The sequence below is a fragment of the Streptomyces sp. NPDC006487 genome (assembly GCF_042870555.1).
GTDB lineage: Bacteria > Actinomycetota > Actinomycetes > Streptomycetales > Streptomycetaceae > Streptomyces.
This window is the reverse complement of record NZ_JBIAHN010000003.1, coordinates 394112-418806: the sequence shown is the minus strand read 5'-3', so window position 1 is coordinate 418806 and position 24695 is coordinate 394112. Positions and strand designations below refer to the sequence as shown.

General features: G+C 71.8%; 23 protein-coding genes. 10 read left to right on the top strand and 13 right to left on the bottom strand.

What is annotated here, in order from left to right; all coding sequences use genetic code 11:
- Positions 1 to 13: 13 nt before the first annotated feature.
- A complete protein-coding gene (locus tag ACFYM0_RS07080; RefSeq protein WP_388497502.1) occupies positions 14 to 901 on the bottom strand; it encodes an MBL fold metallo-hydrolase in 888 nt (295 codons plus the stop codon).
- Positions 902 to 1034: 133 nt separating this feature from the next.
- Here ACFYM0_RS07080 and ACFYM0_RS07075 point away from each other — a divergent pair, with 133 nt between their 5' ends.
- The 7 genes from ACFYM0_RS07075 (at position 1035) to ACFYM0_RS07045 (ending at position 8456) form a co-directional block, all read left to right on the top strand.
- Positions 1035 to 1463 (top strand): MarR family winged helix-turn-helix transcriptional regulator, encoded by a 429-nt coding sequence (locus tag ACFYM0_RS07075; RefSeq protein ID WP_388497499.1) that lies wholly within the window; start codon positions 1035 to 1037, stop codon positions 1461 to 1463.
- Positions 1464 to 1489: 26 nt separating this feature from the next.
- Complete coding sequence (locus ACFYM0_RS07070) at positions 1490 to 1888, top strand: PPOX class F420-dependent oxidoreductase (RefSeq protein ID WP_388497496.1); 399 nt, start codon at positions 1490 to 1492, stop codon at positions 1886 to 1888.
- Between the two features lie 45 nt (positions 1889 to 1933).
- Positions 1934 to 3718, top strand: a complete 1785-nt coding sequence (locus tag ACFYM0_RS07065; protein WP_388497494.1) for a hypothetical protein — start codon at positions 1934 to 1936, stop codon at positions 3716 to 3718.
- Between the two features lie 173 nt (positions 3719 to 3891).
- On the top strand, positions 3892 to 4734 hold the full coding sequence (locus ACFYM0_RS07060; protein WP_388497491.1) for a nitrilase-related carbon-nitrogen hydrolase: 843 nt from the start codon (positions 3892 to 3894) through the stop codon (positions 4732 to 4734).
- The gene (locus ACFYM0_RS07055; RefSeq protein WP_388497488.1) at positions 4731 to 6026 is read left to right on the top strand and encodes an aspartate aminotransferase family protein; all 1296 of its coding nucleotides are present in this window, start codon (positions 4731 to 4733) and stop codon (positions 6024 to 6026) included. Before ACFYM0_RS07060 ends, ACFYM0_RS07055 begins: the two co-directional genes overlap by 4 nt.
- 17 nt (positions 6027 to 6043) lie before the next feature.
- Positions 6044 to 7444, top strand: coding sequence for a dihydropyrimidinase (hydA, locus tag ACFYM0_RS07050; RefSeq protein WP_388497486.1), 1401 nt, complete (start codon positions 6044 to 6046; stop codon positions 7442 to 7444).
- Between the two features lie 13 nt (positions 7445 to 7457).
- Positions 7458 to 8456, top strand: coding sequence for a TIGR03842 family LLM class F420-dependent oxidoreductase (locus tag ACFYM0_RS07045; RefSeq protein WP_388497483.1), 999 nt, complete (start codon positions 7458 to 7460; stop codon positions 8454 to 8456).
- A 24-nt stretch (positions 8457 to 8480) separates the two neighbouring features.
- Here the strand turns inward: ACFYM0_RS07045 and ACFYM0_RS07040 are convergent, their stop codons facing one another.
- The 12 genes from ACFYM0_RS07040 to ACFYM0_RS06985 form a co-directional block, all read right to left on the bottom strand.
- Positions 8481 to 8681, bottom strand: coding sequence for an NAD(P)H-dependent oxidoreductase (locus tag ACFYM0_RS07040; RefSeq protein WP_388497481.1), 201 nt, complete (start codon positions 8679 to 8681; stop codon positions 8481 to 8483).
- Positions 8682 to 8770: 89 nt separating this feature from the next.
- Positions 8771 to 10216, bottom strand: a complete 1446-nt coding sequence (locus ACFYM0_RS07035; RefSeq protein WP_388497478.1) for an NAD(P)/FAD-dependent oxidoreductase — start codon at positions 10214 to 10216, stop codon at positions 8771 to 8773.
- 135 nt (positions 10217 to 10351) lie between these two features.
- The gene (locus tag ACFYM0_RS07030) at positions 10352 to 11524 is read right to left on the bottom strand and encodes an MAB_1171c family putative transporter (protein ID WP_388497476.1); all 1173 of its coding nucleotides are present in this window, start codon (positions 11522 to 11524) and stop codon (positions 10352 to 10354) included.
- Positions 11524 to 12099: a toxin-antitoxin system, toxin component gene (locus ACFYM0_RS07025; protein WP_388497475.1), complete on the bottom strand. Its 576-nt coding sequence runs from the start codon at positions 12097 to 12099 to the stop codon at positions 11524 to 11526. Before ACFYM0_RS07025 ends, ACFYM0_RS07030 begins: the two co-directional genes overlap by 1 nt.
- A gap of 209 nt (positions 12100 to 12308) precedes the next feature.
- Positions 12309 to 13571 (bottom strand): NADH:flavin oxidoreductase/NADH oxidase family protein, encoded by a 1263-nt coding sequence (locus ACFYM0_RS07020; protein WP_388497472.1) that lies wholly within the window; start codon positions 13569 to 13571, stop codon positions 12309 to 12311.
- A gap of 102 nt (positions 13572 to 13673) precedes the next feature.
- Complete coding sequence (locus ACFYM0_RS07015) at positions 13674 to 14885, bottom strand: FAD-dependent oxidoreductase (RefSeq protein WP_388497470.1); 1212 nt, start codon at positions 14883 to 14885, stop codon at positions 13674 to 13676.
- A gap of 67 nt (positions 14886 to 14952) precedes the next feature.
- Positions 14953 to 16134: an MAB_1171c family putative transporter gene (locus ACFYM0_RS07010; protein ID WP_388497467.1), complete on the bottom strand. Its 1182-nt coding sequence runs from the start codon at positions 16132 to 16134 to the stop codon at positions 14953 to 14955.
- A gap of 40 nt (positions 16135 to 16174) precedes the next feature.
- Positions 16175 to 17392 (bottom strand): MAB_1171c family putative transporter, encoded by a 1218-nt coding sequence (locus ACFYM0_RS07005; RefSeq protein ID WP_388497464.1) that lies wholly within the window; start codon positions 17390 to 17392, stop codon positions 16175 to 16177.
- A gap of 2 nt (positions 17393 to 17394) precedes the next feature.
- The gene (locus ACFYM0_RS07000) at positions 17395 to 18063 is read right to left on the bottom strand and encodes a toxin-antitoxin system, toxin component (RefSeq protein WP_388497462.1); all 669 of its coding nucleotides are present in this window, start codon (positions 18061 to 18063) and stop codon (positions 17395 to 17397) included.
- A gap of 113 nt (positions 18064 to 18176) precedes the next feature.
- Entirely contained in the window at positions 18177 to 18788 is a 612-nt protein-coding gene (locus ACFYM0_RS06995; RefSeq protein WP_388497460.1) for a hypothetical protein, read from the bottom strand.
- 416 nt (positions 18789 to 19204) lie between these two features.
- A complete protein-coding gene (locus tag ACFYM0_RS06990; RefSeq protein ID WP_388497458.1) occupies positions 19205 to 19957 on the bottom strand; it encodes a 4'-phosphopantetheinyl transferase family protein in 753 nt (250 codons plus the stop codon).
- 160 nt (positions 19958 to 20117) lie between these two features.
- Positions 20118 to 20573 (bottom strand): carboxymuconolactone decarboxylase family protein, encoded by a 456-nt coding sequence (locus ACFYM0_RS06985; RefSeq protein ID WP_388497456.1) that lies wholly within the window; start codon positions 20571 to 20573, stop codon positions 20118 to 20120.
- A 203-nt stretch (positions 20574 to 20776) separates the two neighbouring features.
- On the opposite strand from ACFYM0_RS06985, the gene ACFYM0_RS06980 reads away from it, so the two are divergent.
- From ACFYM0_RS06980 to ACFYM0_RS06970, 3 genes are all read left to right on the top strand, one after another.
- Positions 20777 to 23245, top strand: a complete 2469-nt coding sequence (locus ACFYM0_RS06980; RefSeq protein ID WP_388497454.1) for a tetratricopeptide repeat protein — start codon at positions 20777 to 20779, stop codon at positions 23243 to 23245.
- A gap of 98 nt (positions 23246 to 23343) precedes the next feature.
- Positions 23344 to 23574, top strand: a complete 231-nt coding sequence (locus ACFYM0_RS06975; protein WP_388497452.1) for a hypothetical protein — start codon at positions 23344 to 23346, stop codon at positions 23572 to 23574.
- A 289-nt stretch (positions 23575 to 23863) separates the two neighbouring features.
- The gene (locus tag ACFYM0_RS06970; protein ID WP_388497450.1) at positions 23864 to 24688 is read left to right on the top strand and encodes an inositol monophosphatase family protein; all 825 of its coding nucleotides are present in this window, start codon (positions 23864 to 23866) and stop codon (positions 24686 to 24688) included.
- Positions 24689 to 24695: the final 7 nt, after the last annotated feature.

Below are 24695 nucleotides of genomic sequence, written 5' to 3'. Positions count from 1 at the left end.
GCCGTGGCCGCTCTCAGGCGTCCACGGGGTGCCAGGCCGGGCCGTCGCCGGTCCTGCGGACGTGCCCGAACGGCACGTCGGCGAAGTGGACGCCGAAGCCGATGGTGTCCGGCTCCGCGAGTTCGGCGACCAGCCGGCGGCGGTGGACGGCGGTCCGGGCGAGGTCGTGGTCGAAGGCCGAGGACCATTCGGGGTGGTCGATCTGGACCGGCGAATGGGCGGCGTCGCCGAAGGCGATCAGGCGCCGGCCGCCCCCGGTGACGACGTACTCGGCGTGCCCCACGGTATGGCCGGGGGCGATCCGCACCCGGACCCCGGGGAAGATCTCCTGCCCGTCGTCGAGCGTGCGCACGCGCGGCGCGAGGGCGGCGACCCGCTCGGTCGTGCCCTCCGCCGCGAGGAGGTCGATCCGGTCCCATTCGGGCGCGGCGATCAGGTACTCGGCGCGGGTGAAGAGGGGCCGGTCCTCGCCCGGGACGGGGTGGACGGCCCAGCCGATGTGGTCGGAGTGGAGGTGGGTGAGGGCCACCGCCTCGATGTCCCCGGGGGCAAGACCGAGTTCGGCCAGGCTGTCCGGGAGCGCGCCCCCGTGGATTTCGGCGAGGGGGCCGTCCGGTGCTTGAAGCGTCTGCGGGCCGACCCCCGCGTCGATCAGCAGCGCGCGGCCGCCGTGCTCCACCAGCAGGGCGCCGACGCTCGCCACGAGGCGGCCCGCGGGGTCCAGGTACTCCGGGCGGGCGGCCCACACCTCGTCGGTGGTGTCCGGGAGCAGTACCGGCGGCCGGAGCCGTGCGTCGCCGTCCGGTACGTACGAGACCTTCGTGTCGCCCAGCCACAGGGAGCGGATTCCCGAGGGCCGGTTCAGTCGACCTTCGCGCGTCGCCGTCGTCAAGTCCGACATGGGAGCTCCTTTGTGAGTGTTCGTCAGATGTCCACCGGCCGGTCTGCCGGGTGGTGAGGCCAACCATAAACATCAAGCTTGAATCATTCAAGCTACAAATATTCTGGCTTGATGGATTTGCTAAACTGGGGTCATGACGACACCCCCCGAGCACCAGGTCCTCGCCGAGCGGCAGCTGTGCGGGCTGGTGGACGGGCTGGCCCACCGCATCGCCGAGCACGTACGGGAGCGCGCCGCCACCCTGGGCCTCACCGCGTCCCAGGCGACCGCGCTCCGGGAGATGAGCGGTCCGATCACCATGCGGGAGCTCGCCGAGCGGATGAGCTGCGAGCCCTCCAACGCCACCTTCGTCGTCGACAAGCTGGAGAAGCGGAGCCTGATCGAACGGCACCCGCACCCCACCGACCGCCGCGCCAAGCAGCTCGTCCTCACACCCGAGGGCGCCGCCCTGCGCGAGCGGCTCCTCGGACTCCTCTCCGTGGACTCGCCGGTGTCCGGGCTCGCCCCGGAGGAGCAGCGGCTGCTGCGGAGCCTGCTGGAGCGGGCCGTCACCTCCCGCTGACCGGGCGGCGGCGTAGGGTCGGGCGCATGACGATCGAGGAGCTGGGCAGAGCGAGGTACGTCAGTCTCGCCACCTTCCGCAAGAACGGCACGGCGGTGGCCACGCCCGTGTGGGCCGTGGCGGACGGCGGCGAGCTGTACGTGTGGACGCGCAACGACGCGTGGAAGGTGAAACGGATCCGCAACAACGGCCGGGTCACGGTCGTGCCCTGCGACGTGCGCGGACAGGTCGCCGAAGGGGCCGCCGCGGCCGAGGGCGAGGCGCGGCTGCTGGACGAGGCGGGGCTGAAGCGGGTGCGGAAGCTGATGCTGCGCAAGTACACGTGGCAGTTCTGGATGCTCGACGTGCCGGCCGCCATCGTCCGGCGCGGGCGGCCGCACACCGCGATCGCGGTCACCTTTGCCCCGCCCGCCGTCAAGCTTTGAGACTCCTGTAGCCCGCCCGTAACACGGGTGGGATCCAATGCGGGGATGGAGACCGCGACTTCGCAGGTGATCGGCCAACTCTCCGGGTACATGCGGGGATTGACGCAGCGACTGGATCCCGGGACAGGCTGGTACGGGGAGTTCCTGCGGCGCGACCCGGAGGGCATGCGGGCCTGTCTGGACGGAGCCGCGCTGCCTCCGTGGGACGTACTGGAGTCACTGCTCGGGGACTTGGCGGCATCGGCGGCCCCCGGGGCGCTCGTGCGGGAGGCGCGGTACGCGGCCGGACTGCGGGCCGCGGCCGTCGGCGTCTGGGACCGGATGCCGGGCGGGGTCGAGGAACTGCGCACGCTGCTGGCCTCGGCCGCGGAGCAGCGAGCCCGGGCCCGGGCGGCCCTGCGCGCACTGTCGGCGCGGCTGGCGGAAACGACGGACCCCGCGGAGGCCGAGGCCCTGTCCCGGGAGCTCTCCTGGACCCGGGACGACGACGCCCGCGCGACCGCCCGCCACGAGGACCTGACGGCCCGCCTGGAGGCGGTGGCCCCCGGGACCGGCCACCCGCGGGCCCACCGGCCCGGACGGCCGTCGCCGGCGCGGCCGGAGCCCCTGAACGGGGTGCCCGCACAGCGCGCCGCGACATCGCCGGGCGCGGCATGGCCGGGACCGCGGGAAGAGATCCGGGAGGGGACGCGGGCGGGGTCCGGGGATGCGGCGTGGGCCGGGGCGCCCGCGGACGCCCCGGGTCCGGCCTCGGGCGCGGCCCCGGACGTGAAGCCGGGCCCGGTGCCGGAAGCGGCGGGGGAGCCGGTCGGCCGGGCCGAGGGGCGGTGGCTGCGCGGCGCGCGGCGCAGCGGCGGGGCCCGGTACGCGGGTGCGGCGGCTCCCGAAGCCGAGGCCGTCACCATGCCCCCGGGGCAGCCGTCATCCGACACGCCCCTGCGCGGAGCCCGCTTCGGGCGGCCCGCCCGTCCGGCGGGGACCGCGACACCGGAAGGGGACGCTTCGACGGGCGGGCAGCCGGACCCGCCCCGCGGAGCCCGGCCCGAGCCCGCCCGCACGGTCGCCGGAGGAACGGGCCCCGAGCGCGCATCCGCCGCTCCGGGCCGGGGGGACTCCGCCGGGTCCGGGCCGGCGGCCGAGTACGCCGGGTCCGGGCGTACGGGCGACCACGTCGCATCCGGGCCGGCGGGCGGGCATCCCGGGTCCGGGCCGGCGGGCGAGGCGGCCTGGACCCGGCCCGCAGACTCCACCGAGTGGCCCGGCTCCGCTCCCGGCCCCACCCCCGGAGGGGCCCCGCACGGCGCGCCCGCGCAGTGGGCCGGGGCCGCCGGTGGCTTCGTGGAGGGGCTCGTGGCCCTGCGGGGGCAGGGGCGGAGCGGGGAGGCGCACGTGCTGCTCTGCGAGGCCGCGGCCGGGCCCGCCGAGCAGCTGGTCCGGCTGGGGGAGGAGCTGCGACGGGCCGGCCTGGCCGCGGACTGGGCCACCCTGCTCTGGGAGGCGGCCTCCCTGCCGCCCGCCCGGTTCGCCGCTGCCGCCGCCGCGCTCGGGCCGGCCGACCGCGATGCCCTGCTGCGCCAGGGCGCGGCCCGCCCGGCCGCGGAGATCGCCGAGACCGCCCTCGTGCTCGGGACGGCGGGCCACACCCAGGAGGCCGACGCGCTGCTCGCCGCCTTCGTCCGGGTCCGCACCGCCGAGGAATCGGCGCGGCTCGCCCGCCGGGACCCCCCGTGGTTCGCACCCCGGCTGCTCCGCGCCGCCGAAGCCCTCTCGGGGGCTCACCACCGTGACCTGTTGCATGCCCTTCGAGTCGCGAATCTGCCCGTCGCCTGACCGGAAACGACCACCAGGCGACGTAACTCCTGCGTTTGCTGATCGACTACTCCAACCGCGCAAGGCGGTCTTGCCCCGGGCCTGGCCGAGGCCTACCTTCAACTCCCTACGCGCAGCCGTCGTACACCCTCTACGTGCGTAGAAGCCGGCGTACCCGTCGCGAGGAGCAGCTCATGGCCCAAGTCGTCCGCGCCGCACTCGTCCAGGCCACCTGGACCGGAGACACCGAGTCGATGATCGCCAAACACGAGGAGCACGCCCGCAGGGCGGCCGCCCAGGGTGCGAAGATCATCGGCTTCCAGGAAGTCTTCAACGCCCCCTACTTCTGCCAGGTCCAGGAGCCCGAGCACTACCGCTGGGCCGAGGCCGTCCCGGACGGCCCCACCGTCCGGCGGATGCAGGACCTCGCCCGCGAGACCGGCATGGTGATCGTCGTACCGGTCTTCGAGCTGGAGTCCGAGGGCTTCTACTACAACACCGCCGCGGTCATCGACGCCGACGGCAGCTACCTCGGCAAGTACCGCAAGCACCACATCCCCCAGGTCAGGGGCTTCTGGGAGAAGTACTACTTCCGCCCGGGAAACCTCGGATTCCCCGTCTTCGACACCGCCGTCGGCCGGATCGGCGTCTACATCTGCTACGACCGGCACTTCCCGGAGGGCTGGCGCGAACTGGGTCTGGCCGGAGCCCAGTTGGTCTACAACCCCTCTGCCACCTCCCGCGGCCTGTCCGGGTACCTGTGGCAGCTGGAGCAGCCGGCCTCCGCCGTGGCCAACGAGTACTTCGTCGCCGCCATCAACCGCGTCGGCCAGGAGGAGTACGGCGACAACGACTTCTACGGCACCAGCTACTTCGTCGATCCGCGCGGGCAGTTCGTCGGGGAGGTCGCCAGCGACAAGGAAGAGGAACTCCTCGTCCGCGACCTCGACTTCGACCTCATCAAGGAGGTCCGCGACCAGTGGGCCTTCTACCGCGACCGCCGCCCCGACGCCTACGGAGGACTCGTACAGCCGTGACCAACCCGATCCCCCTGCACAGCCGGCACCGCTCCGCCCTGCCCGACTGGCTCGCGCTCTACTACGACCGCCCCATCGAACTCACCCACGGCGAGGGCCGCCACGTCTGGGACGCGGACGGCAACCGCTACCTGGACTTCTTCGGCGGCATCCTCACCACGATGACCGCCCATGCCCTGCCCGAGGTCACCAAGGCCGTCTCCGAACAGGCCGGGCGGATCATCCACTCCTCCACCCTGTATCTCAACCGCCCGATGATCGAACTGGCCGAGCGCGTCTCGGCGTTGTCCGGCATCCCCGACGCCCGGGTCTTCTTCACCACCTCCGGCACCGAGGCCAACGACACCGCCCTGCTGCTCGCGACGACGTACCGCCGCTCCAACCAGATCCTGGCGATGCGCAACAGCTACCACGGCCGGTCCTTCTCCACCGTCTCGATCACCGGCAACCGCGGCTGGTCCCCGACCAGCCTCTCGCCGCTCCAGACGTACTACGTCCACGGCGCGGTCCGCACCCGCGGCCCCTTCGCCCACCTCGACGACACCGCCTTCACCGCCGCGGCCGTCGCCGACCTGGAGGACGTGCTCGGCCAGGCGCGCGGCGGGGTCGCCGCGCTCATCGCCGAACCGGTGCAGGGCGTGGGCGGGTTCACCTCACCGCCCGACGGGCTCTACGGGTCCTTCCGCGAGGTCCTCGACCGGCACGGCATCCTCTGGATCAGCGATGAGGTGCAGACCGGCTGGGGCCGTACCGGCGACCACTTCTGGGGCTGGCAGGCCCACGCCCAGAACGGCCCGCCGGACATCATCACCTTCGCCAAGGGCATCGGCAACGGCATGTCCATCGGCGGAGTCGTGGCCCGAGCCGAGGTGATGAACTGCCTCGACTCCAACTCCATCTCCACCTTCGGCGGTTCACCGGTCACCATGGCGGCCGGCAACGCGAACCTCGCCTACCTGCTCGAACACGACCTCCAGGGCAATGCCCGCCGCGTCGGCGGCCTGCTCCTGGAGCGGTTGAGGGCCATCGCCGCCGCGGTGCCGGCCGTACGGGAAGTACGCGGCCGGGGCCTGATGGCCGGCCTGGAGCTGACGAAACCCGGCACCGACCAGGCCGACCCGGACGCGGCCGCCGCCGTACTGGAGGCAGCCCGGGCCGGCGGCCTGCTGCTCGGCAAGGGCGGCGGCCACAACACCAGCGTGCTGCGCATCGCGCCGCCGCTCTCCCTCACCGTCGCCGAGGCGGAAGAGGGCGCCGAGATCCTCGCCGAGGCCCTCAGGAGCATCGACTAACACCGGGGGAGACGTACATGAGCATCCGCACCCTCATCCGCGGCGGGCTCGTCATCACCGCATCCGACGAGCTCCACGCCGACGTGCTGATCGAGGACGGCCGGGTCGCCGCCCTCGCGGCACACGGGACGGCGGCCGCCGAAACCTGGACGGCCGACCGGACGATCGACGCGAGCGGGAAGTACGTCATCCCCGGCGGGGTCGACGCCCACACCCACATGGAACTGCCCTTCGGCGGCACGGCGGCCTCCGACACCTTCGAGACCGGCACCCGGGCCGCCGCCTGGGGCGGCACCACCACCATCGTGGACTTCGCCGTCCAGACACCGGGCCACGCCCTGCGCGAGGGCCTGGACACCTGGTACGACAAGGCCGACGGCAAATGCGCCGTCGACTACGCCTTCCACATGATCCTCTCGGACGTCAACGAGCGGACCCTGAAGGAGATGGACCACCTGGTGGGGGAGGGGGTCACCTCCTTCAAGCTGTTCATGGCGTACCCCGGGGTCTTCTACAGCGACGACGGGCAGATCCTGCGGGCGATGCAGCGGGCCGCGGGCAACGGCGGGCTGATCATGATGCACGCCGAGAACGGCATCGCGATCGACGTCCTGGTCGAACAGGCCCTGGCCCGTGGCGAGACCGACCCCCGCCACCACGGCGAGGTCCGCAAGGTGCTCCTCGAAGCCGAAGCGACGCACCGCGCCATCCAGCTCGCCCGGGTCGCCGGCTCCCCCCTCTACGTCGTCCACGTCTCGGCGGAGGAAGCGGTCGCGGAGCTGGCGGCCGCCCGCGACAAGGGCCTGCCGGTTTTCGGGGAGACCTGTCCGCAGTACCTCTTCCTGTCCACCGACAACCTGGAGGAGCCCGACTTCCAGGGCGCCAAGTACGTCTGCTCCACCCCTCTCCGGCCGCGCGAGCACCAGGCGGCCCTCTGGCGCGGCCTGCGGACGAACGACCTCCAGGTGGTTTCCACGGACCACTGCCCCTTCTGCTTCCGGGGCCAGAAGGAGCTGGGCCGCGGCGACTTCTCGAAGATCCCCAACGGCCTCCCGGGGGTGGAGAACCGCATGGACCTCCTCCACCAGGCGGTCCTGGACGGGCACATCAGCCGCCGCCGCTGGATCGAGATCGCCTGCGCGACCCCGGCCCGGATGTTCGGCCTCTACCCACAGAAGGGCACCATCGCGCCGGGCTCCGACGCCGACATCGTCCTCTACGATCCGCACGCCGAGCAGGTCATCTCCGCCGAGACGCACCACATGAACGTGGACTACTCGGCGTACGAGGGCAAGCGGATCACCGGACGCGTCGACACGGTCCTGTCCCGGGGCGAACTCGTCATCGACCGGCGCGAGTTCACGGGCCGCGCCGGCCACGGGGCCTTCATCCACCGCTCCACCTGTCAGTACCTGTAAGGAGAGTCCCCGCATGGACTTCGGCCTCGTCCTCCAGACCGACCCACCCGCCTCCCAGGTCGTGAGCCTCATGAAGCGGGCCGAACGCAACGGCTTCCGCTACGGCTGGACCTTCGACTCGGCGGTCCTCTGGCAGGAGCCGTTCGTCATCTACAGCCAGATCCTGGCCAACACCCAGCGGATGCACGTCGGCCCGATGGTCACCAACCCCGGCACCCGCACCTGGGAGGTGACCGCCTCCACCTTCGCCACCCTCAACGACATGTACGGCAACCGCACCGTCTGCGGGATCGGCCGCGGCGACTCGGCGATGAGGGTCGCCGGCCGGGCCCCGAACACCCTGGCCCGGCTCGGGGAGGCCATCGGCGTCATCCGTGACCTTGCGGAGGGGCGCGAGGCCGAGGTCGACGGCAACGCGCTGCGGATCCCCTGGATCAAGGACGGGAAGCTGCCGGTGTGGATGGCGGCGTACGGGCCGAAGGCACTGGCCCTGGCCGGACAGAAGGCGGACGGGTTCATCCTCCAGCTCGCCGACCCCTTCCTCACCGAGTGGATGATCAAAGCCGTACGGCAGGCTGCCGTGGATGCTGGCCGGGACCCGGACGCGATCACCATCTGCGTGGCGGCCCCGGCGTACGTCGGCGACGACCTGGCCCACGCCCGCGACCAGTGCCGCTGGTTCGGCGGAATGGTCGGCAATCACGTCGCCGACCTGGTCTCGCGCTACGGCGAGCACTCGGGGATGGTCCCCGACGAGCTCACCGAGTACGTCAAGTCCCGGCAGGGATACGACTACAGCCACCACGGCCGCGCCGGGAACCCGTCGGCGGACTTCGTCCCGGACGAGATCGTCGACCGCTTCTGCCTGCTGGGCCCCGCCGAGGCCCACATCGAGAAGCTCCGGGCCCTGCGCGACCTGGGCGTCGACCAGTTCGCCGTCTACGACATGCACGACGCGAGGGAAGCGACCATCGACGCGTACGGCTCGGACGTCATCCCGGCGTTCGGCTGACTCCCGCACCGGTTGGTCGGCGGCTCACGTGCGGCCATCACCGCTCGTACAGGCCCGCCAGCCTCTCCTCGAAGGGGGAGCCTCCTTGTCGAGGATGTCGAAGAAGGACTTGAACAGCCCGCTGTAGGAGGCGCTGAAGACCGGAGTCACGGCGATCAGGCCGTCGGCCCGGGCGGCCGCGTCCAGGGCGTCCCGCAGGCGTCCGACGGGGAAACCGGTGGTCATGGGTTGAACTATGCGTGTCAACCGAGGATCCCACGGCCAAATTCCCGTGGCCCCGCCCATGTGTGCGGCCGACGAGGTGGTGGCCGGAGCTAGTCGGAGGTCTTGATCTTTTCTGCTCGGCGAAGGGGCTCGCGGTCCAGGATGCTCTGCTCCCTCGTGGTGAGTGCGGGACCGTCGAGCAGGGGCTTGCGCAGGCCGCGTGCCGCGGCGATCAGGACGTCGGGGGTGCCGAGGACGGAGGCGGGCTTCTGCATCGTCATGACGTCCGTGAGCGCCTTGACGACGAGGAAGTTGCCGATGGCGGTGTGGCTGAGGCGGTGGACGTAGCGCGCCGCGAGCTTGTCGGCCAGGTTGGGCGTTTTGCCGACGGCACCCGGATAGAAGCGGTCCTGGCCGACGGCGAGCAGCCACGCCGCGGCGGCGGGGCGGGCCATCGCCTTCTGGGCCCGGGCGGCGAACTTGGGTGAGGTCACGGGCGTCTTCGCCGCGGTGTCGCGCAGGGCGAGCGCGCCGAGGGCGGCGGAGGACATTCCGTGGCCGTAGACGGGATTGAGGCTGGTGGCGGCGTCGCCGAGGACGACGAAGCCGGCGGGCATCGCGGCCTTGTCGAAGCGCCGCTGCCGGTTGGCGGTCCGGCCGTAGACGACGACGTCGCTGATCGGCTCCGCACGGGCGAGGAATTCGGCGGCCAGCGGGTGGCGCACTCCTCCGGCGAACTGCTCGAACAGGTTCTCGTCGGCGCTCGGTTCGGCGCCGCGGGTGCCGGAGAGGCTGACGTGCCACTGGCCGTCTTCGATGGGGATGATCGAGACGACCTGGCCGGGCTTTCCTTGCCTCGGGTCGGCCTGGATGTGGATGACGGGCCAGTCGGATTCGGCGCCCAGGGGGGCGCGGTACCGGCGGCTGGCGTACCGTACCCCGGCGTCCACGACGGTCTCGTCCACCGTGGGGGCGCCGATCTGCCGGAGCCACTCCAGGACCTTGGAGCCGCGACCGGTGGCGTCGATCACGAGGTCGGCGTCGACCACGCTCTCCTCGCCGTCCTCGTTCCGCACGTGCACACCGCACACCTTCGACGCGCTGCCGGCCAGCGCCGTGACGGTCATGCCCGTACGCACGCCGACGTTGGGGATGGCCAGGGCCGCGGTGCGTATGCCCCAGTCGATGAGGTCGCGGCTGGCGCCGATGAGGTAGTGGGTCTCGGTCCAGCGCCGGAACCAGCCCGCGGGCGAGTAGGAGACCATGCCGTTGGGGATCGGTACGCGGTGGGCCCCGGCCGAAAGCCACCGGTCGGTCGTGCCGGGAAGCAGGGCCTCGATCGCGTCGGCGCCACCCGACCACAGCATGTGGGCGTGGGCGGCCTGGGGAAGCCTGGGCCGGGGCGCGGCGGTGTCGGGCAGCTTCTTGTCGCGTTCGAGGACGAGGATTTCCCCGAAGTGGGGTGCGAGTGCGGCGGCCGCGAGTGTACCGGCAAGGCTGCCGCCGAGGATGACGGCGCGGGTGGTGCCGGTAGCGCCGTTGGGCTGCTGGGTCATCGTGTGTTGCTCTCTAGGACTGCCGCTTCGCGGGTGGCTCGGACGACGGGGAGTATCGGCAGAGGCTGGGAAAGTATTACAAGGCCGACAGCGTGGAAGGCGGGGCTGAGCGCGGCAAGGAGGGACGGGGGCCGTTCACGGGGAACGCCTTCCCGGCGGGGCGGCCGCGGTGTGGCGCCGGAGGGCTCCGTACTGGCGAGAGATGCGGGCGATACCCCTGGTGCCGGCGCCGAGCACGGCGCTGAGCGCGGCAGTGCCTTGTTCCGGGCAGTCCTCGACGCTCCCCGTGGAGGATTCCTTGGCCTCGATGGCGAACGCGATCATCATGGCCGCGGCCGCGGCACGTGCCTCAGGGGGACAGACTCCGTCGTCGAGCGCCCTGTCGCGGTGGGCCGTCATGATCTCGAGGTCGCAGTACGGGGCCAGGGCCAGCAGATCGTCGTGGATGTCCGTTTCGCGATCGAAGAGCCGGGATCCGAGCGGTGTCCACCAGCTGGTGGACACCGGCAGGCCCATGAGGATGCGGAGCCTGCGCCACAACGGCCCCATCCACCGGTAGGTCTGCCATGTTTCCCAGGCCCTGGCCAGGCGACGCCCCTGAGGCAACAGGAAGCCGGAGGTGGTCAGTACGGCTCCGACGCTGGCCAGGGGCGGGGCGACGTCCGTGCTCAGGAAGTCCCAGTCACCGCCCGTCCAGCGGGCGACGACGGCCGCGGCCTTGGCCAGGCCGAAACCGGTGCTGAAGACGAAGCCGGCCACGAGGGTCAGCAAGCCCGCCCGGAGCCACCCGTCGACCACGCGCGACCACCGCCAGCACATCACCGGTACGACCGTGCCGACAACGATGTGCCAGGCGAGGTAGATGACGATCATTTCGCGGATCCAGGGCGTGGACGCGTAATGGGTGTCGAGGTCCCGGAGCCGTTCCACCGGCGCGTCGCCCAGGACGAAGCACACGGTGAGCAGGGCGATCACCGCGCCGCACACGGCGAACCACCACCGCACGCGGCGCCGGACCTCGACGCCGAACCCCTCGCGCCAGTACGCGAGGAGCACGATGCAGCACGTGTTGAACACGCTGAGGATCGCGTAGACCAGCGGCGCGGAGACGTTCGGCAGCCCCACCCACCGGTTGACCACGGTGATCGTGGGGGGCGCGGCGAAGGCGAAGCCGGCGCTGGACATGAGGAGCAGTCCCGCGACGGACCGGACCATGGGGTTGCTCCACTGCCGGATCAGTCCGGGGAGCTTGGAGAGGAACGCGATGCCAAGGGCGGCTGCGGGGATGTAGTAGTCCGAACCGTCCATCAGCCGTTGCCGAGAGAGGCCTGGATGCGGGCGGCCGGACCTTCGAGGACCGGCTGGGTGGAGTCGACTTCGAGCAAGTGGCGAAACCGCCGGCCGAGCATGCGGCCGTACTGCTCGGCCTCGGCCTCGTCGCCTCCCGAGGCGTGTGTCCGCGCGGCGACGAGGCGCACGGCTTCGTCCAGGTCCTCCGGGGTCAGGACGTCGTCACCGATCAGGCGAGTGGCGACCTGCGCACCCAGGACGTAGGTACCGCAGTGGCCTTTGATCATGTGCCAGATCTCGTGCCCCAGGATGACCAGGGCATGGAAGGGGCTGGTGCTCTTCGCGACGACGATGATGTCCTCGTTCTCCGCGTCGAGCCAGAGTCCCGAAACGATTCCGAGGCCCTGCGGGAAGTCCCGGCGCACGATGCGCACGGGCCGTCCGGGATCACCGCGGTAGGCGGTGAGTTGCACGGCTATTCGGTCGATCAGTTCGGCGATGTCGCGGGGTGCGGGCTCACCCAGGCCGGCGTACAGCTCATCGCACAGCCGTACCATCTCTTGCTCCAGCCGCCGGTTCCTCACGATTCTCATCCCTGACTCCTCACCCGCGCACCCCATGCCCTTCGGCGTCGATCCGTATTCCCCTGTGGGTCCAGCGTGGACGTGCGCTCACTTGGGACTCGGCCGCACGTCCAAGACTAGGCCGAGGAGCATCCGAATCGCGGCCGGGGTTTCGGAGAAACCCCGGAAGGCGATCGGCCGGAGCGGGGGGCGCGGGGAGGCCGTGGCCTCCCCGGGCGTCAGCCGGTGAGCGGCATGGTGGCCTCCGGCGCCGGGTTCTGGGAAAGCCACCGCCCGTAGGTCCGGGTCATTCCGCGGTTGCGCAGCGTGTCACGGATGAGGGCGAAGTACGCGGAGGTCCGGGCGCGAGGCGGCAGGCCGCGGGAGATACGGCTCATGTGCGCCCGCACGAGGGCCAGTACGCCCGCGCTGGCGATGTCCTTGTCCCGCCAGTTGAGGCGCGGCGCGGCAACCTCGATGTCGTCGCCTTCCTGCCAGCGCGTGGGCAGGTCGGGGTGCAGAGCGAGGGCCGTGGCCAGCCCGACCATGGCGAATCCGCTGGTCAGGACCTTCTCCGCGGAGGAGCGTCGGCCGATGCCGCCGGTCAGCATGAGCGGCATGGGCGCGGAAGCGACGAGCCGCTCGGCGATCGCCAGGAAGTAGGCCTCCCGGTCGAGCTTCCTGTCATCGGCCGTGCGGCCCATGGTGGCCGCGCTCTCCATGCTTCCGCCGGAGAGTTCCACCAGGTCCACGCCGAGGTCTCCGAGGGACACGAGCACCTGTTCCACCTCGTCGACGTCGAAGCCGCCGCGCTGGAAGTCGGCAGTGTTGATCTTGATGCTTACGGTGAAGCCCGGGGACACGGCCGCCCGAACGGCTCGCACCACCTCCACGAGCATCCGCGCCCTGTTCTCCAGGCTGCCGCCCCACTGGTCGCTGCGGCGGTTGACGAGGGGGGAGAGGAACTGGCTCAGGAGGTAACCGTGGGCCGCGTGGATCTGGACGCCGTGGAAGCCGGTCTCCTCCGCGAGCCGTGCCGTGGTGGCGAACCGGTCGATCGTGGCCTGGATGTCCGCCCCGGTCATCGCGGTCGGTCGGGCGAACGTGCTCGTGTGCTTCCCGAGGCTGACACCGATGTCGGACGGCGCCCATGCGACACCGGGCAGGTCCGACCTGACCTGCCGGCCGGGGTGGTTGATCTGCATCCACACCTGACCGCCCTCCGAGCCGGCGGCCGCGGCCCAGCGGCGGAAGGGGGCCAGGTCGGTTTCGGCGTCGAGCACGATCGTTCCCGGAGACGTGAGGGCCCGTCGGTCGATCATCACGTTCCCGGTGATGATCACTCCGCTTCCGCCGCGTGCCCATCTGCGGTAGAGCTCCTCGATCTCCGGCCCGGGCAACTGGCCGGGCTGGCGGGCGAGGCTCTCCTCCATGGCGGCCTTGGCTATCCGGTTGGCAATGCGGGCGCCGCTCTGCAGTACGAGAGGTGTGGACAGATGCATGGAAGATTCCCCTCTGGGCGTCGCGAGACGACGTCCGGCTGTGGCCCGCGTGTACGGTGCCATTCTTGGTCCGTGCCCGGTCCGGGCGGCGCGGTTTCCGGTTCAGCGGGTTCGCGGCTTCAGAACCCGGCCCGCTGCCGCCCGTACGCGTGAGAGGCGTGTGGAGAGGCCCGGGCCGGCGGGCCTGGGCCGGCCCCCGCCCATCAGGTCCGTCCGTGGATCGGCCCACAGGTGCGCGACCTCTTCGGCGATGGCCTGCTGGGCCCTGCGGGACGCCCGCGGGTGGCTGATGCCACGTCCGAGTGCCACGCGCAGGGCTCTGGCGGCGGCTTCGGCCGCCAGCGGTCCCCGTGCGTCCAGGGGGCTGAAGGTCGCCAGGGCGTCGCCCACGACGACGAGGCCGCGGGGCCCGCGGATTCGCTCGTACCGGTGCCAGCGCAGGGCCGAAGCAGGGGTGACGGCCACGTCGCCCGCGGGCTTCGCCCCGGCGATGAGCCGGCCGACGGCGGGGTCCGACAGGGCCAGCGCGGCCCGGGCGAAGGCATCCGCGTCGGCGATCTGTTCACGATCCGGGGCGGTCTGGGTGACGGCCCACAACCCGGCCTCGATCGGAACGACCACGGCGCTGCGGGCACCGTCCGCGACAGCGGTCAGGGCGAGGTCCGCCTGCCCCTCCGGTGCCCGGTAGAGACGGCTGGCGGAGAACCCGGCCGCGCCGCGCGTGATGACCGGTACGGGGGCGACGCCGAGGTCCTCCAGCCAGTCCGCCGTACACGCGTCGGCGCCGCTCGCGTCGACGACGAGCTGCGCGGTGACCTCCTGCTCCGTCCCGTCACCGAACCGGACGCGCGCGCCGAGCACCGCGGACTCGTCGCCGATGAGCCCGACGGCATGGGCGCCGTCCAGGATGGTGGTGTCCCGCTCGCGCGCGGGGTTGGCGACGACGACCTCGCGCAGCACGCCGGTCAGGAGTTCGCGGCTGCACGTCAGCAGTTCTCGGGTCCCCCAGGCCCGCGGGCGGGTCCGGGACAGGTGGTCACCGGCGGGGAAGGGGAACGTCCGGGCACCGCGGCGCTGCAGCATCGCCCCCGAGCCGTAGGCCAGATCGTTGACGTCCCACATCCCGCCGACGTGGAGCACCTCGCCGTGCCGAGCCGGTTCGACACCCGCTTCCCGTGGCCGGGTGGTGGGTTGGCCGCCCGCGAGCACGAGTACGTCGTAGCCGGCCAGGCCGACCACGGATGCGGCCAGCAGGCCGGCGTACCCCCCGCCGATGATGAGGGCCTCGACGTGCTTCGGGTGTGTGGTGACCATGGTCATCTCTCTGTGAGGGCTCTCGGTGCGGCGGGCGGGCAGGGGCTTTTCGGACTGCTCGCCGCGGTCAGGCACGGTGTTCCGCCAGTGCGCTGGACCGCCGCGTCACTTCGACCCGCCGGGAGCACAGCATGGCGGCGGACATGTCGACGAGGTCTTCGGAATCCTCGATGGAGCTGACCGTCCACCGGCGCTCGGGAGCGAGGGCGGGCACGGCGTACCCCTTACGGATCACCGCGCGGGCTATGACACAGGCATCGGCTTCGCCTCGGGCACGGCGGGCCTCGGAGTACTCGGCCAGGGCGAGCGCGTAGATCTCCGTGCCGGTCGACTGGTCGAACCAGGGCGTCAGCCGCAGTACGGCGTCGAAAATGTCCGTCTCGCGCTGCATGAGCCGACGCTTCACGGGCTGCCACCACGGCATCGGCGGTGGACTCGTGGGAGGTATCTCCGGGCGGATCTCCAGCCAGAGGGGCTGCAGCCGGCGGAACCGGCGAAGAGCCCGCCACCGGGAGCCCACGCCTTGGCCGATGGGCGGGAGCATGAAACCGGCGGAGAAGAGGAAGGCGCTGAAACCGGCCAGGGAGAAGGCGACGTCGGTGCTCAGCGAGTCCCAGTCGTGGCCGAGCCAGCGGGCGAAGATCGCCGTGAACTTTAAGAGGTCGTAGCCGAACATGATCACCGCCCCGGCGGTGATCAGGAGCAGCCCGGCCTTCAAGGTGCCGGGGACCTTCCTCGACCAACGCAGGCACAGGAGCACCAGGGTGACGGCCGCGACGGTGTGCGCCGTCAGGTAGAGAAGGATCATTTCGCGGATCCAGGGCGTGCTGGAGTAGTAGGTGTCCAGGTCCCGGAGCCGCTCGACCGGTGCGTCGCCCAGCGCGAACAGGACGCATATGGCAACCATCACCGTGGCGTAGGTGGTCAGGCACAGTCGGGTCTGCCGCAGGGTGACGCGCGCATCCTCGTTTCCCCGCCAGTGGATCAGCAGCACGATGCTGATGCCGTCGAACGCGGTCAGGATCGAGTACACGATGGGCGCGGCGATGTTCGGTATGCCGAGCATCTCGTTGATGACCGCGAGATTCGGGGGAGCGGCGGTGACGAACAGGAACGCGGCAACGAAGAGGGTCGCGGTCACGGCCCTCAGGAGCGGGTCCCGGGGATTCTTCCGCAGCGCCCAGAGTTTGATGGCGGTGGCGACGAAGAAGCCGGCGGCCACGGACAGGTACGCCGTTCCCGCGTTCACCGGCGACTCCCGCGAGCCTGGTGGGGGAGAGCAAGCATGATCAATTGCCCTCTGAGCGGGCCGCGCCGCCGACGGGCACGTCGGAGCGGCGGATCTTGGAGAACTGGATGCTCAGTCGGGCGAGACCATTCGTTCCCGATACGCGCGTGTCGATGGTGGCGCCCGTCTCGGCGGCGATGGCCGGCAGTCCGGACGACGGCCCCCCGGCGGCCTCCGCGGCCTCGGCGGCGGCCAAGGCGGCGTGGATCGTCGCCGCTTCGGCGAAGATGAGAGCAGCCTCCGGCTCGCATCCTTGTGAGGAGGCGTACCGCTCGGCTGCCTCGCGGTGGCTGCTGTCCAGGTGGGGGGACAGGTTGAGCAGGCGATCGGAAATATCCGTGGACCTGGCCATCGCCCGGATCTCCGGTGACGAAGTGAGGCGGATCCAGGTGGGCTTGCCCGGTCCCGCGAAGGGCTCGAGCGCACGCCAGAGGGGCTCCATCGCCCGATAGGCCCGCCAGGACCCCCACATCGACCCCAGCCGTGGCCCGACGACCGGCACCAGGAAGCCGATCGTCGTCATGCCGGCGCCCAGTCCCGCCAGGGGAGGGGCGACTTCGGTGCTGAGCACGTCCCATCCGTCCGTACCGGCCCACCGGGCGCCGACAGCCAGGAATTTGAGCAGGGCGAACGACAAGCCGATGCCGAACGCGGCCACGAGGATGAGCAGGCCCCAGTGGGTCCACGCGGCCTGGAGATCCCGAAGCTCACGGGCCCACCGCCAGCATTTCGTCGCCACAACGAGACTCGTGGCGATGTGCGCGGTCAGATAGAGCACGATCATCTCCCGCACGTACGGGGTGTTCGCGTAGAAGGTGTCGAAGTCGCGCTGCTGCTCGATGGGCACGCTGCTGAGAGAGAAGAGGACACAGAACGTCGCGATCAGTGCGGCGGTCGCCGCGATCCATATCCTGGTGTGCTTCCGGAGCATCTCCTCGGGCCCCCCGCGCCAGTGGATGAGGAGCACGATCGAGCCGCACGACAGGCACGACAGGATGCAGTAGACGATCAGCGCCGAGACGTTCGGGACGCCGGTGAACCGGTTGACCCGCTCGATGGTCGGCGGAGCACCGAACACGAACCCCGCCGCCGAGGCGGCGAGGATCACGAAAATCGAATTCGACATCGGCGAGTGCCAGCTGCGCCAGAACGAGGGAGCCTTCACCACCAAAGCGATCGCCAGGACGCCGGCGGGAATGAAATAGTCCGATCCGGTCATGCTCAGTAGCCTCTACCCATGCTGGACTGTATCCGGCCTGCCAGACCGGTTGTCGGTACGGCTTCTCCCTCTTGCAGACACTCCCGCAGCCGGGCTCCCATCTGCAGCCCGAACTCCTCCGCGTCGCTTTCCTCTTGGGTGTCGACGTGGCTCCTCGCGGCCAGGGCGAGGAGGTCGTCGCCCACCAGTTCACCCCCGAGTGACCTGGCGGCCGCCGAGGCAACGTCGCTGTGGCCCCCGTGCGACAGGCACTGTCCCATCAAGGCGTGCCACATCTCGTGAGCAAAGATCACGAACTGGTGCAGCGTGGTCGTCTGGCTTTCCACGACGATGACGATCCGGTCGTCGAATGTCGCCGTGAGGCCACTGGCCGTCTCCTCGGGGAACTCACGGAAATACAGGAAGACCGGACGGAACGGGAGCGCCCCGCGGTCCTCGTTCAAGCGCCGCTCGACGTCGGCCCTCAGCACCGCGAACAGGCTGTCCGGATCCGAGGGAATCGGCCTGTCGAGACCCGCGAGCACCGCGTCGCAGAACTTCGCGACCTTCCGCACGGTGGATCGCCGTGCCAGGTGGGCTCTTGGCGCGGCGAGCAGGCCCTCATGGGAAGGCGGCCTGCCGAGAGTCGCGAGTACCCCCTTGCGAAAGCCCGCCATCTTCCCCTCGTTCATCCGAATGCCCCCACTGTGAGTTCCCCTCCGATGGGCGGTGAAGCCGCGGCCCGCCCTGCTGTTGCCGGTGACTGAAGGTCAGGTCAGTCGCTGCGTCCGGACCCGATCCGACCCTAGGGTCCGGAGTCCTCTCGTGTGATCGCGTCCATGAAGGCCATCAGAGCCATCTCCAGACTCGGGGACAGCTCCTTGTCGCCGAGACGGAGCTGGACCTGCATGGCGTGACGATTTCGCACAGCCTCGGAGGGATTCCCGAGGAACGCCTTGAGGTGCGGGATGACCTTGCTGTCCAGCACCCGTTTCACGGCCTCCGGCGGAGTCTGGGTGAAGTACTCCATGGGGACGTCGAAGAACTTGGCGAGGCCGGCCCCGTGCCAGATGTTGGGCGTGCTGTGATTCACCAACTTGCCGTGCCACTGCGGGGTCATCCCACTGCCGGCAGCGATCTCGGCGGTCGTGTACTGACGCCGGCAACCGGTGTGCTTGTCCACGGTCAGCCGGGTTTCCCTGAGGAACACGATGCGGCGGGCCAGCTCGGCCGCGGCGCTGCTCGGAGCTTCGACGAGCTCGCCGTCGAGCAGGCGCCGGACGTCGGCCTCGGGAAGGGAGCTGTGGAAGGAGAGGTCTCGCAGGTTGAAAACCGAGGCTCGGTCGAGACCGGCCTCCGACTGGAGCTCCTCGACCTCTCTCACGGTCCTGGCGAGGCGCTCGTACCCCTCGCTCACGGACCCTCCTGGCAGGTTGGAAGGGGAACCTGTGGTGGAGATGAGCCCGCAGCCCCCGGCCGTCACTAGATCACGGAACGGTCAGATCCGCAATGAAATGATCGTTTCACGGGAAGGCTAACAGGCGCGGCAGTGAGGATGCGGGGCGGGTGCCCCGGCCGGACCCGGTCCACCCGGGAACGCACTGCTCTCGAAGGCGGCCGCATCCTGGTCCTGACCCCCGACCACATCAAGGGGACCGCGTCATGCTCTCCATGCCCACCAGCAGCGACCAGACGCAGCCGGACACCCGCCGCGAAGTCGGCGGGGCCCTCCACACTCGTCCTCGGCGCGGCCCAGCGGCGCGCTCGCCGCACCACGGCGCCCCGGCAACACCCTCCATCGCACCGAGGCCTGACCGCGACGACCGGCCGGTTTCAGGACGCGGTCCGGACCGTGGCGTCCGCCGCCGGTTCGGGAGTGTCCGTCACGGCCACGGCGGCGCTGAAGCCCGGGGGGACGGCCACGTTCCGCAGGGACCAGCCCGGCAGACCGCTCGCCGGGGTGTCGCCGGTGCCCACGTAGTCGAGGGCGAGGCCCCGGGAGAGCCCGATGCCCAGGCCCTTCAGGTACGCCTCCTTGCGGACCCAGACGCGGGCGAAGGCCGCGGGGCGTGCCTCCGGGTCCAGGGCTTCCAACTCCGCGGCCTCCCGCGGGTGCAGCTGCCCGGCGAGCTCGCGCACGGCCGTCGCCGGGGGCAGCGTCTCCACGTCGGCTCCCACCGGCACCGGGCCCAGCGCGAGCAGTGCCAGCCGGCCGCTGTGCGACAGGGAGAAGTGGACGGGCCCGTCCTCGGTCACCGGCCGTCCGTGCGGGCCGCCGCAGGAGGAGCAGGGTGCGCGGGTGATCCGTACCCGGCCCGGGGCGAGTTCCAGCCGGGACCCGAGCAGCACCCGCAGCGCCACGTGGGCGGCGACGTAGCGGCGCCGGTCCTGCTCGCGGGCGAAGGCGGCCGCCCGCCGCTGCTCGGCCGGGTCCAGGACCTCCGGGGCCAGCCGGGCCGCCGCGCCGTGCTGCTCGTCGGTGTCCACCAGCCACACGGCCGTGGACACGGCCGGTGACGCGGCAGACGGCGACTGTGCGGCGGGCGAGGCCTCCGAACCGATCGTGAGGACATGGGGCTTGAGCACGATCGATCGTTCTCCTCGGTCCGGCGCCGGCCGTCGGCGGGGCTGGACACCAGTGTGCCGCGCTTTTCACGAGCTTGGCGGTCTCCGCCTCATCCCGGAACTCCGGAGCTCCGACGCGCGGCCGACGCGGCGTGCGCCCCGGCCGCCCGGTCGGCGCCCCTCATCCCCACGCGCCGGCGATCTGGCGGGTCGTGGCGTTGAGCCGGTTGAACATGTTGGTGACACCGATCATCAGGACGATTGCGGCCAGCTGCTTCTCGTCGAAGTAGGTGGCGGCCGTGTCCCAGACCTCGTCGCTCACCGCGTCGGGGCGGTCGGCGAGCCGGGTCGCGGCCTCGGCGAGCAGCAGGGCGGCCCGCTGCTCCTCGGTGAAGTACGGGGTCTCGCGCCAGGCGGCGAGCGTGGCCAGCCGCTCCTCGCTCACGCCGGCCTTGCGGGCCGACTTGGCGCCGCCGTCCACACAGGAGCTGCAGCTGTTGATCTGGCTCACCCGCAGGTGCACCAGCTCCAGGATCTGCTCGTCCACGCCACCGGAGTGCACGGACTTGAAGATGTCCTGGATGGGCTGCATCGCGCCGGACAGGACGACGGCGGGGTTCTGCATGCGGGACTGCATCTCGGTGTGCTCCTCTTCTGGTTTCCGGTCTCCCGGTCTTCCGGGTTTCCGGTGCCCCCCTCGGGGTGTGACTCCATGACAGCCGCAGCGGCCCGCCGGGGCGATGCCGGTGGGACACCCTGGGACAGGCGGAACATCCTTGACCAGCCGATATGGGGCCCGGGATGATTCGGGCACGGCGGGACAGGGAGTACGGGGGAACCGTGGACACGGAACGGCGGACGGCGAAGGCCGACCCGCAGGACGAACTGGCCGCACGGCTGCGGCTGCTCCAGGAGGTGTCGGGGCTCGGGGTGCGGGCCCTCGCGAGGGATGCGGGACTGAGCTCTTCCTCGCTCTCGCGCTACCTCAGCGGCCAGACCGTGCCGCCCTGGACCGCGGTGGTCGCCCTCTGCCGACTGGCCAAACGCGATCCGCGCCCGCTGCGGCCCCTCTGGGAACTCGGGTCCTCCAACCCGCTGCCGGCGCCGCCGAAGGCCAGCCGCCAGGTCCAGCCGAAGCCCCGCAACGACCTGCCGCGCGACGTACCCGACTTCACCGGACGCGAGGACGAACTCGCCTCCGTGCTCGCCGCGGTGGACAGTCACCGGGGCGTCGCCGTCGACGGCATGGCGGGCGTCGGCAAGACCTGCCTGGCGGTGCACGCCGCGCACCGGCTCGCCGCCGATTACCCGGACGCCCAGCTCTACGTGGACCTGCACGGATTCACCGAGGGCCGCGCCCCCCTCGATCCCGACTCGGCGCTGCGGATGCTGCTCGGGGCGCTCGACGTGCCGTCCGAGAGGGTCCCGCAGGAAGGCCTCGAACAGCTGGCGGCCTGCTGGCGCGCGGAACTGGCGGGCCGGCGGGCCGTCGTGGTCGTCGACAACGCGGCCGACGCGGACCAGGTCAGGCCGCTGTTGCCCGGCGCCGGCGACTCGGTCGTCCTGATCACGAGCCGCAACCGGCTGCTGGGCCTGGATGAAGTGCCCCCGGTCTCGCTGGACGTGCTCAGCCCGCGGGAGAGCGCGGAACTGCTGGCCCGGGCCAGCGGCGACTCCGGCGGCCCCGAAGACCGGCTGGCCCGTGAACCGGATGCCGCCGCCGAGGTGCTGCGGCTGTGCGGCCACCTGCCGCTGGCCCTGCGGCTGGCCGCGGCCCGGCTGCGGCACCGGCCCGGCTGGACGGTGGGCATCCTCGTGGAGCGGCTGGCGGAGGGGGCGAGCGAGTTCGACACCGCGTTCGCCATGTCCGTACGGCAACTGGACCGGTCCCAGGCCCGGTTGTTCCGGATGCTGGGGCTGCTGCCCGGCGGCTCCTTCGATGCGTACGCGGCCGCGGCCCTGGCGGACGTACCGCTGCACGGAGCCCGGGAGATGCTGGAGGACCTGGTCGACGCGCACCTGGTCCAGCAGCCGACGGCGGGCCGCTACCGGCTGCACGACCTGGTGTACCAGCACGCGCGCGGCGCCTGCGCGCAGCAGGTTTCCCAGGCCGAACGGGAGCGCGCGATGGGCCGCCTCCTCGACTACTTCGTGCACGCGGCGGCCGCCGCCGACGCCGCGATGCCGGTGCTCTCGCCGGGACGGCCGCCCACGGCGGGCCGCCCCCCGGCCGCCCTGCCCCGGTTCGCCGACAAGGACGCGGCCTGCTCGTGGCTCGTCTCGGAGTACGAGACGATGATCGCCGTCTTCGAGACGGCGGTCGCCGTCGGGGCGGACGCGCACGTGTGCGAGCTGCCGCGCTTCCTGCGCGCGTACTTCGCCCGGCGCTGCGGTACGACCCACCTCAACCACCTCTTCGAGCGCTCGCTGGCCGCGGCCGAACGCCTGGGCGATCCGCTGCGGCTGGCCGAGGCCTACAGCGACCTGGGCTTCGCGCGCTACAACGCGGGCCGGATGGCCGAGGCCGCAGCCGCGTACGAGGAGGCCGGACTCCGGGTGGCGCAGACGGGGGACGCCCGCTCGGAAGCCGAACTGACCTTGCGACGCGGCTATTTGATCTGGGACCGTGGGGGCCGGGACGGTGCCGGGGAGCCGCTCGAGCTCTTCCGGCTGGCCGGGAAGCTGTACGGGGAAGCCGGCCTCCCGGCGGGCGCGGCCCACGCGGCCGCCTCGGAAGCCTGGGCGCTGCTCCAGCTGGGGGACCGCGAGGAGGCGGCGCGCCGGGCCCGGGAGGTCCTGGCCCTCTCCCACCCTGACCCGGCGTGGCCGCCCACCCTGACGGCCCGCATCACCCTGGGCGTGGCCATCGCGGAGGAGTCGCCCGAGGAGGCGTCGGAGCATCTGCGCCGGGCGCTGGCACTGGCCCGCGAGGACGGGCACGTGAACAACGAGGCGTGGTCGCTCAATTGCCTGGGCGTCGCGCTGCGCCGGATGGGCCGGTACGAGGAGGCCCTGGCCAGCCACCGGGAGGCGTTCGCACTGCTGGACGAGCTGTTCGAGGAGCACTGGAAGGTCCGGTTCCTGGGCGGCTACGCCGAGACCTGCCGGCTCGCGGGACTCCCCGGGGAAGCCCTGCGCCTGCACCGGCAGACGCTGGAGCTGGCCCCCGGGCTCGGCTACCGGCACGAGGAGGCGCTGGCCCACGAGGGCATCGCGGCCCTGCTCGACGACACGGACCCGGCCGCGGCCGCCGGGCACCGCGCGGCGGGGCTCTCGCTCCTGGAGGAGCTCGGCGCGGGAGCGGGCTGAGCGGATCGTCCCGATGCTGTTGCAGGACTCCGGGCGGGCCTGACAGCCTGTTTCCGAGCCGGCCCGACCAGGGGCCGGCCGGACCCGGGGGGACCAGTATGAACACCAGAGCCGCCGCGATAACCGCCACCGCAGCCTTCGCCCTGGCCGTGCTCGGCGCGGGCCCGGCCTTCGCGGACAACCACATCAGCGTCGCACCGCAGGGCTCCTTCGGGACGTTCGGCGAGCAGGGCCCGCAGTACGTCCAGGGCGAGCAGGGCGCGCAGTACCTCCAGGGGGAGCAGGGCCCGCAGCTCCTTCACCTCACTGACGGCGCCTACGAGCACTAGCCCGCCGGGGCGGCGCGGACCCCGGCCCCCCCATCCGTCGGGAGGGGGCCGGGGTTCCGGGTGCACGGGGCCCCGGCCGTCACTGCTCGCTGACGACCGGCACCTCCCCGTATCCACCCGCAGCTCCGCTGCCCCGGCATCGGCCCCGCCTCGGCACTCCTCCGCCTCGGCATGCCTCCGATTGCCGCCGGCCGTCCCGGGGAGGAGTTCACCCGCGGTCCATCCGGGGTCCGGCCGCCCGCCCGGTCCGGCGGTGGGGATTGTCAGCCGGGCGTGCTTTGCTGGAGGCATGATCGATGAATTCCTCGCCCGGAACCTGTCCGACGTCGACGAAGCCGTGCGCAAGGCGGCGGCGATCGAGATCATGCCGAGATTCCGCCAGCTCGCCGACCACGAGGTGGACCAGAAGAGCGGCCCGCACGACCTGGTGACCGACGCGGACCGCAAGGCCGAGGAATACCTCACGGCCGCCCTGACCCGGCTGCTGCCGGGCTCGGCGGTGGTGGGCGAGGAGGCGGTGCACGCCGACCCCGGGGTGTACGGGGCGCTGCGCGCCGACGCCCCGGTGTGGATCGTGGACCCCGTCGACGGAACCCGGCAGTTCGTGCACGGGGAGGCCGCGTTCTGCACGCTGGTCGCGCTCGCGCACCGCGGGGAGCTCCTCGCCTCCTGGACCTTCGCTCCGGCGCTGGAGGAGATGGCCACCGCCGTGCGCGGACAGGGCGCGTACGTCAACGGCGAGCGGATCCTGAGCGGTTCGCCCGAGCCCGGCGCCGAGCTGCGGGTCGCGACCGCTCACCCGCTCTACACCACCGAGGAGGAGCGCCGGATCCTGGCGCGCCTCGACGTCCCCGGCGTGGCCTCCCGGGCGTGCGGTTCGGCGGGCCTGGAGTACCTGAAGGTGGCCCGGGGAGAGATGGACGGCCTGGCCTTCAACTGGCCCTCGGCCTGGGACCACGCGGCCGGGCTGCTCCTGGTCGCCGAGGCGGGCGGCTCCCAGAGCACCGTCGACGGGGTCCCCTTCCGGGTGGACCGGGACAACGCGCTGCCGTTCGCGGTCGGCCGGGACGAGGCCACGGCCGTACGGATCCGGGAGCTGCTGCGGGGCGCGTGACCCCGCC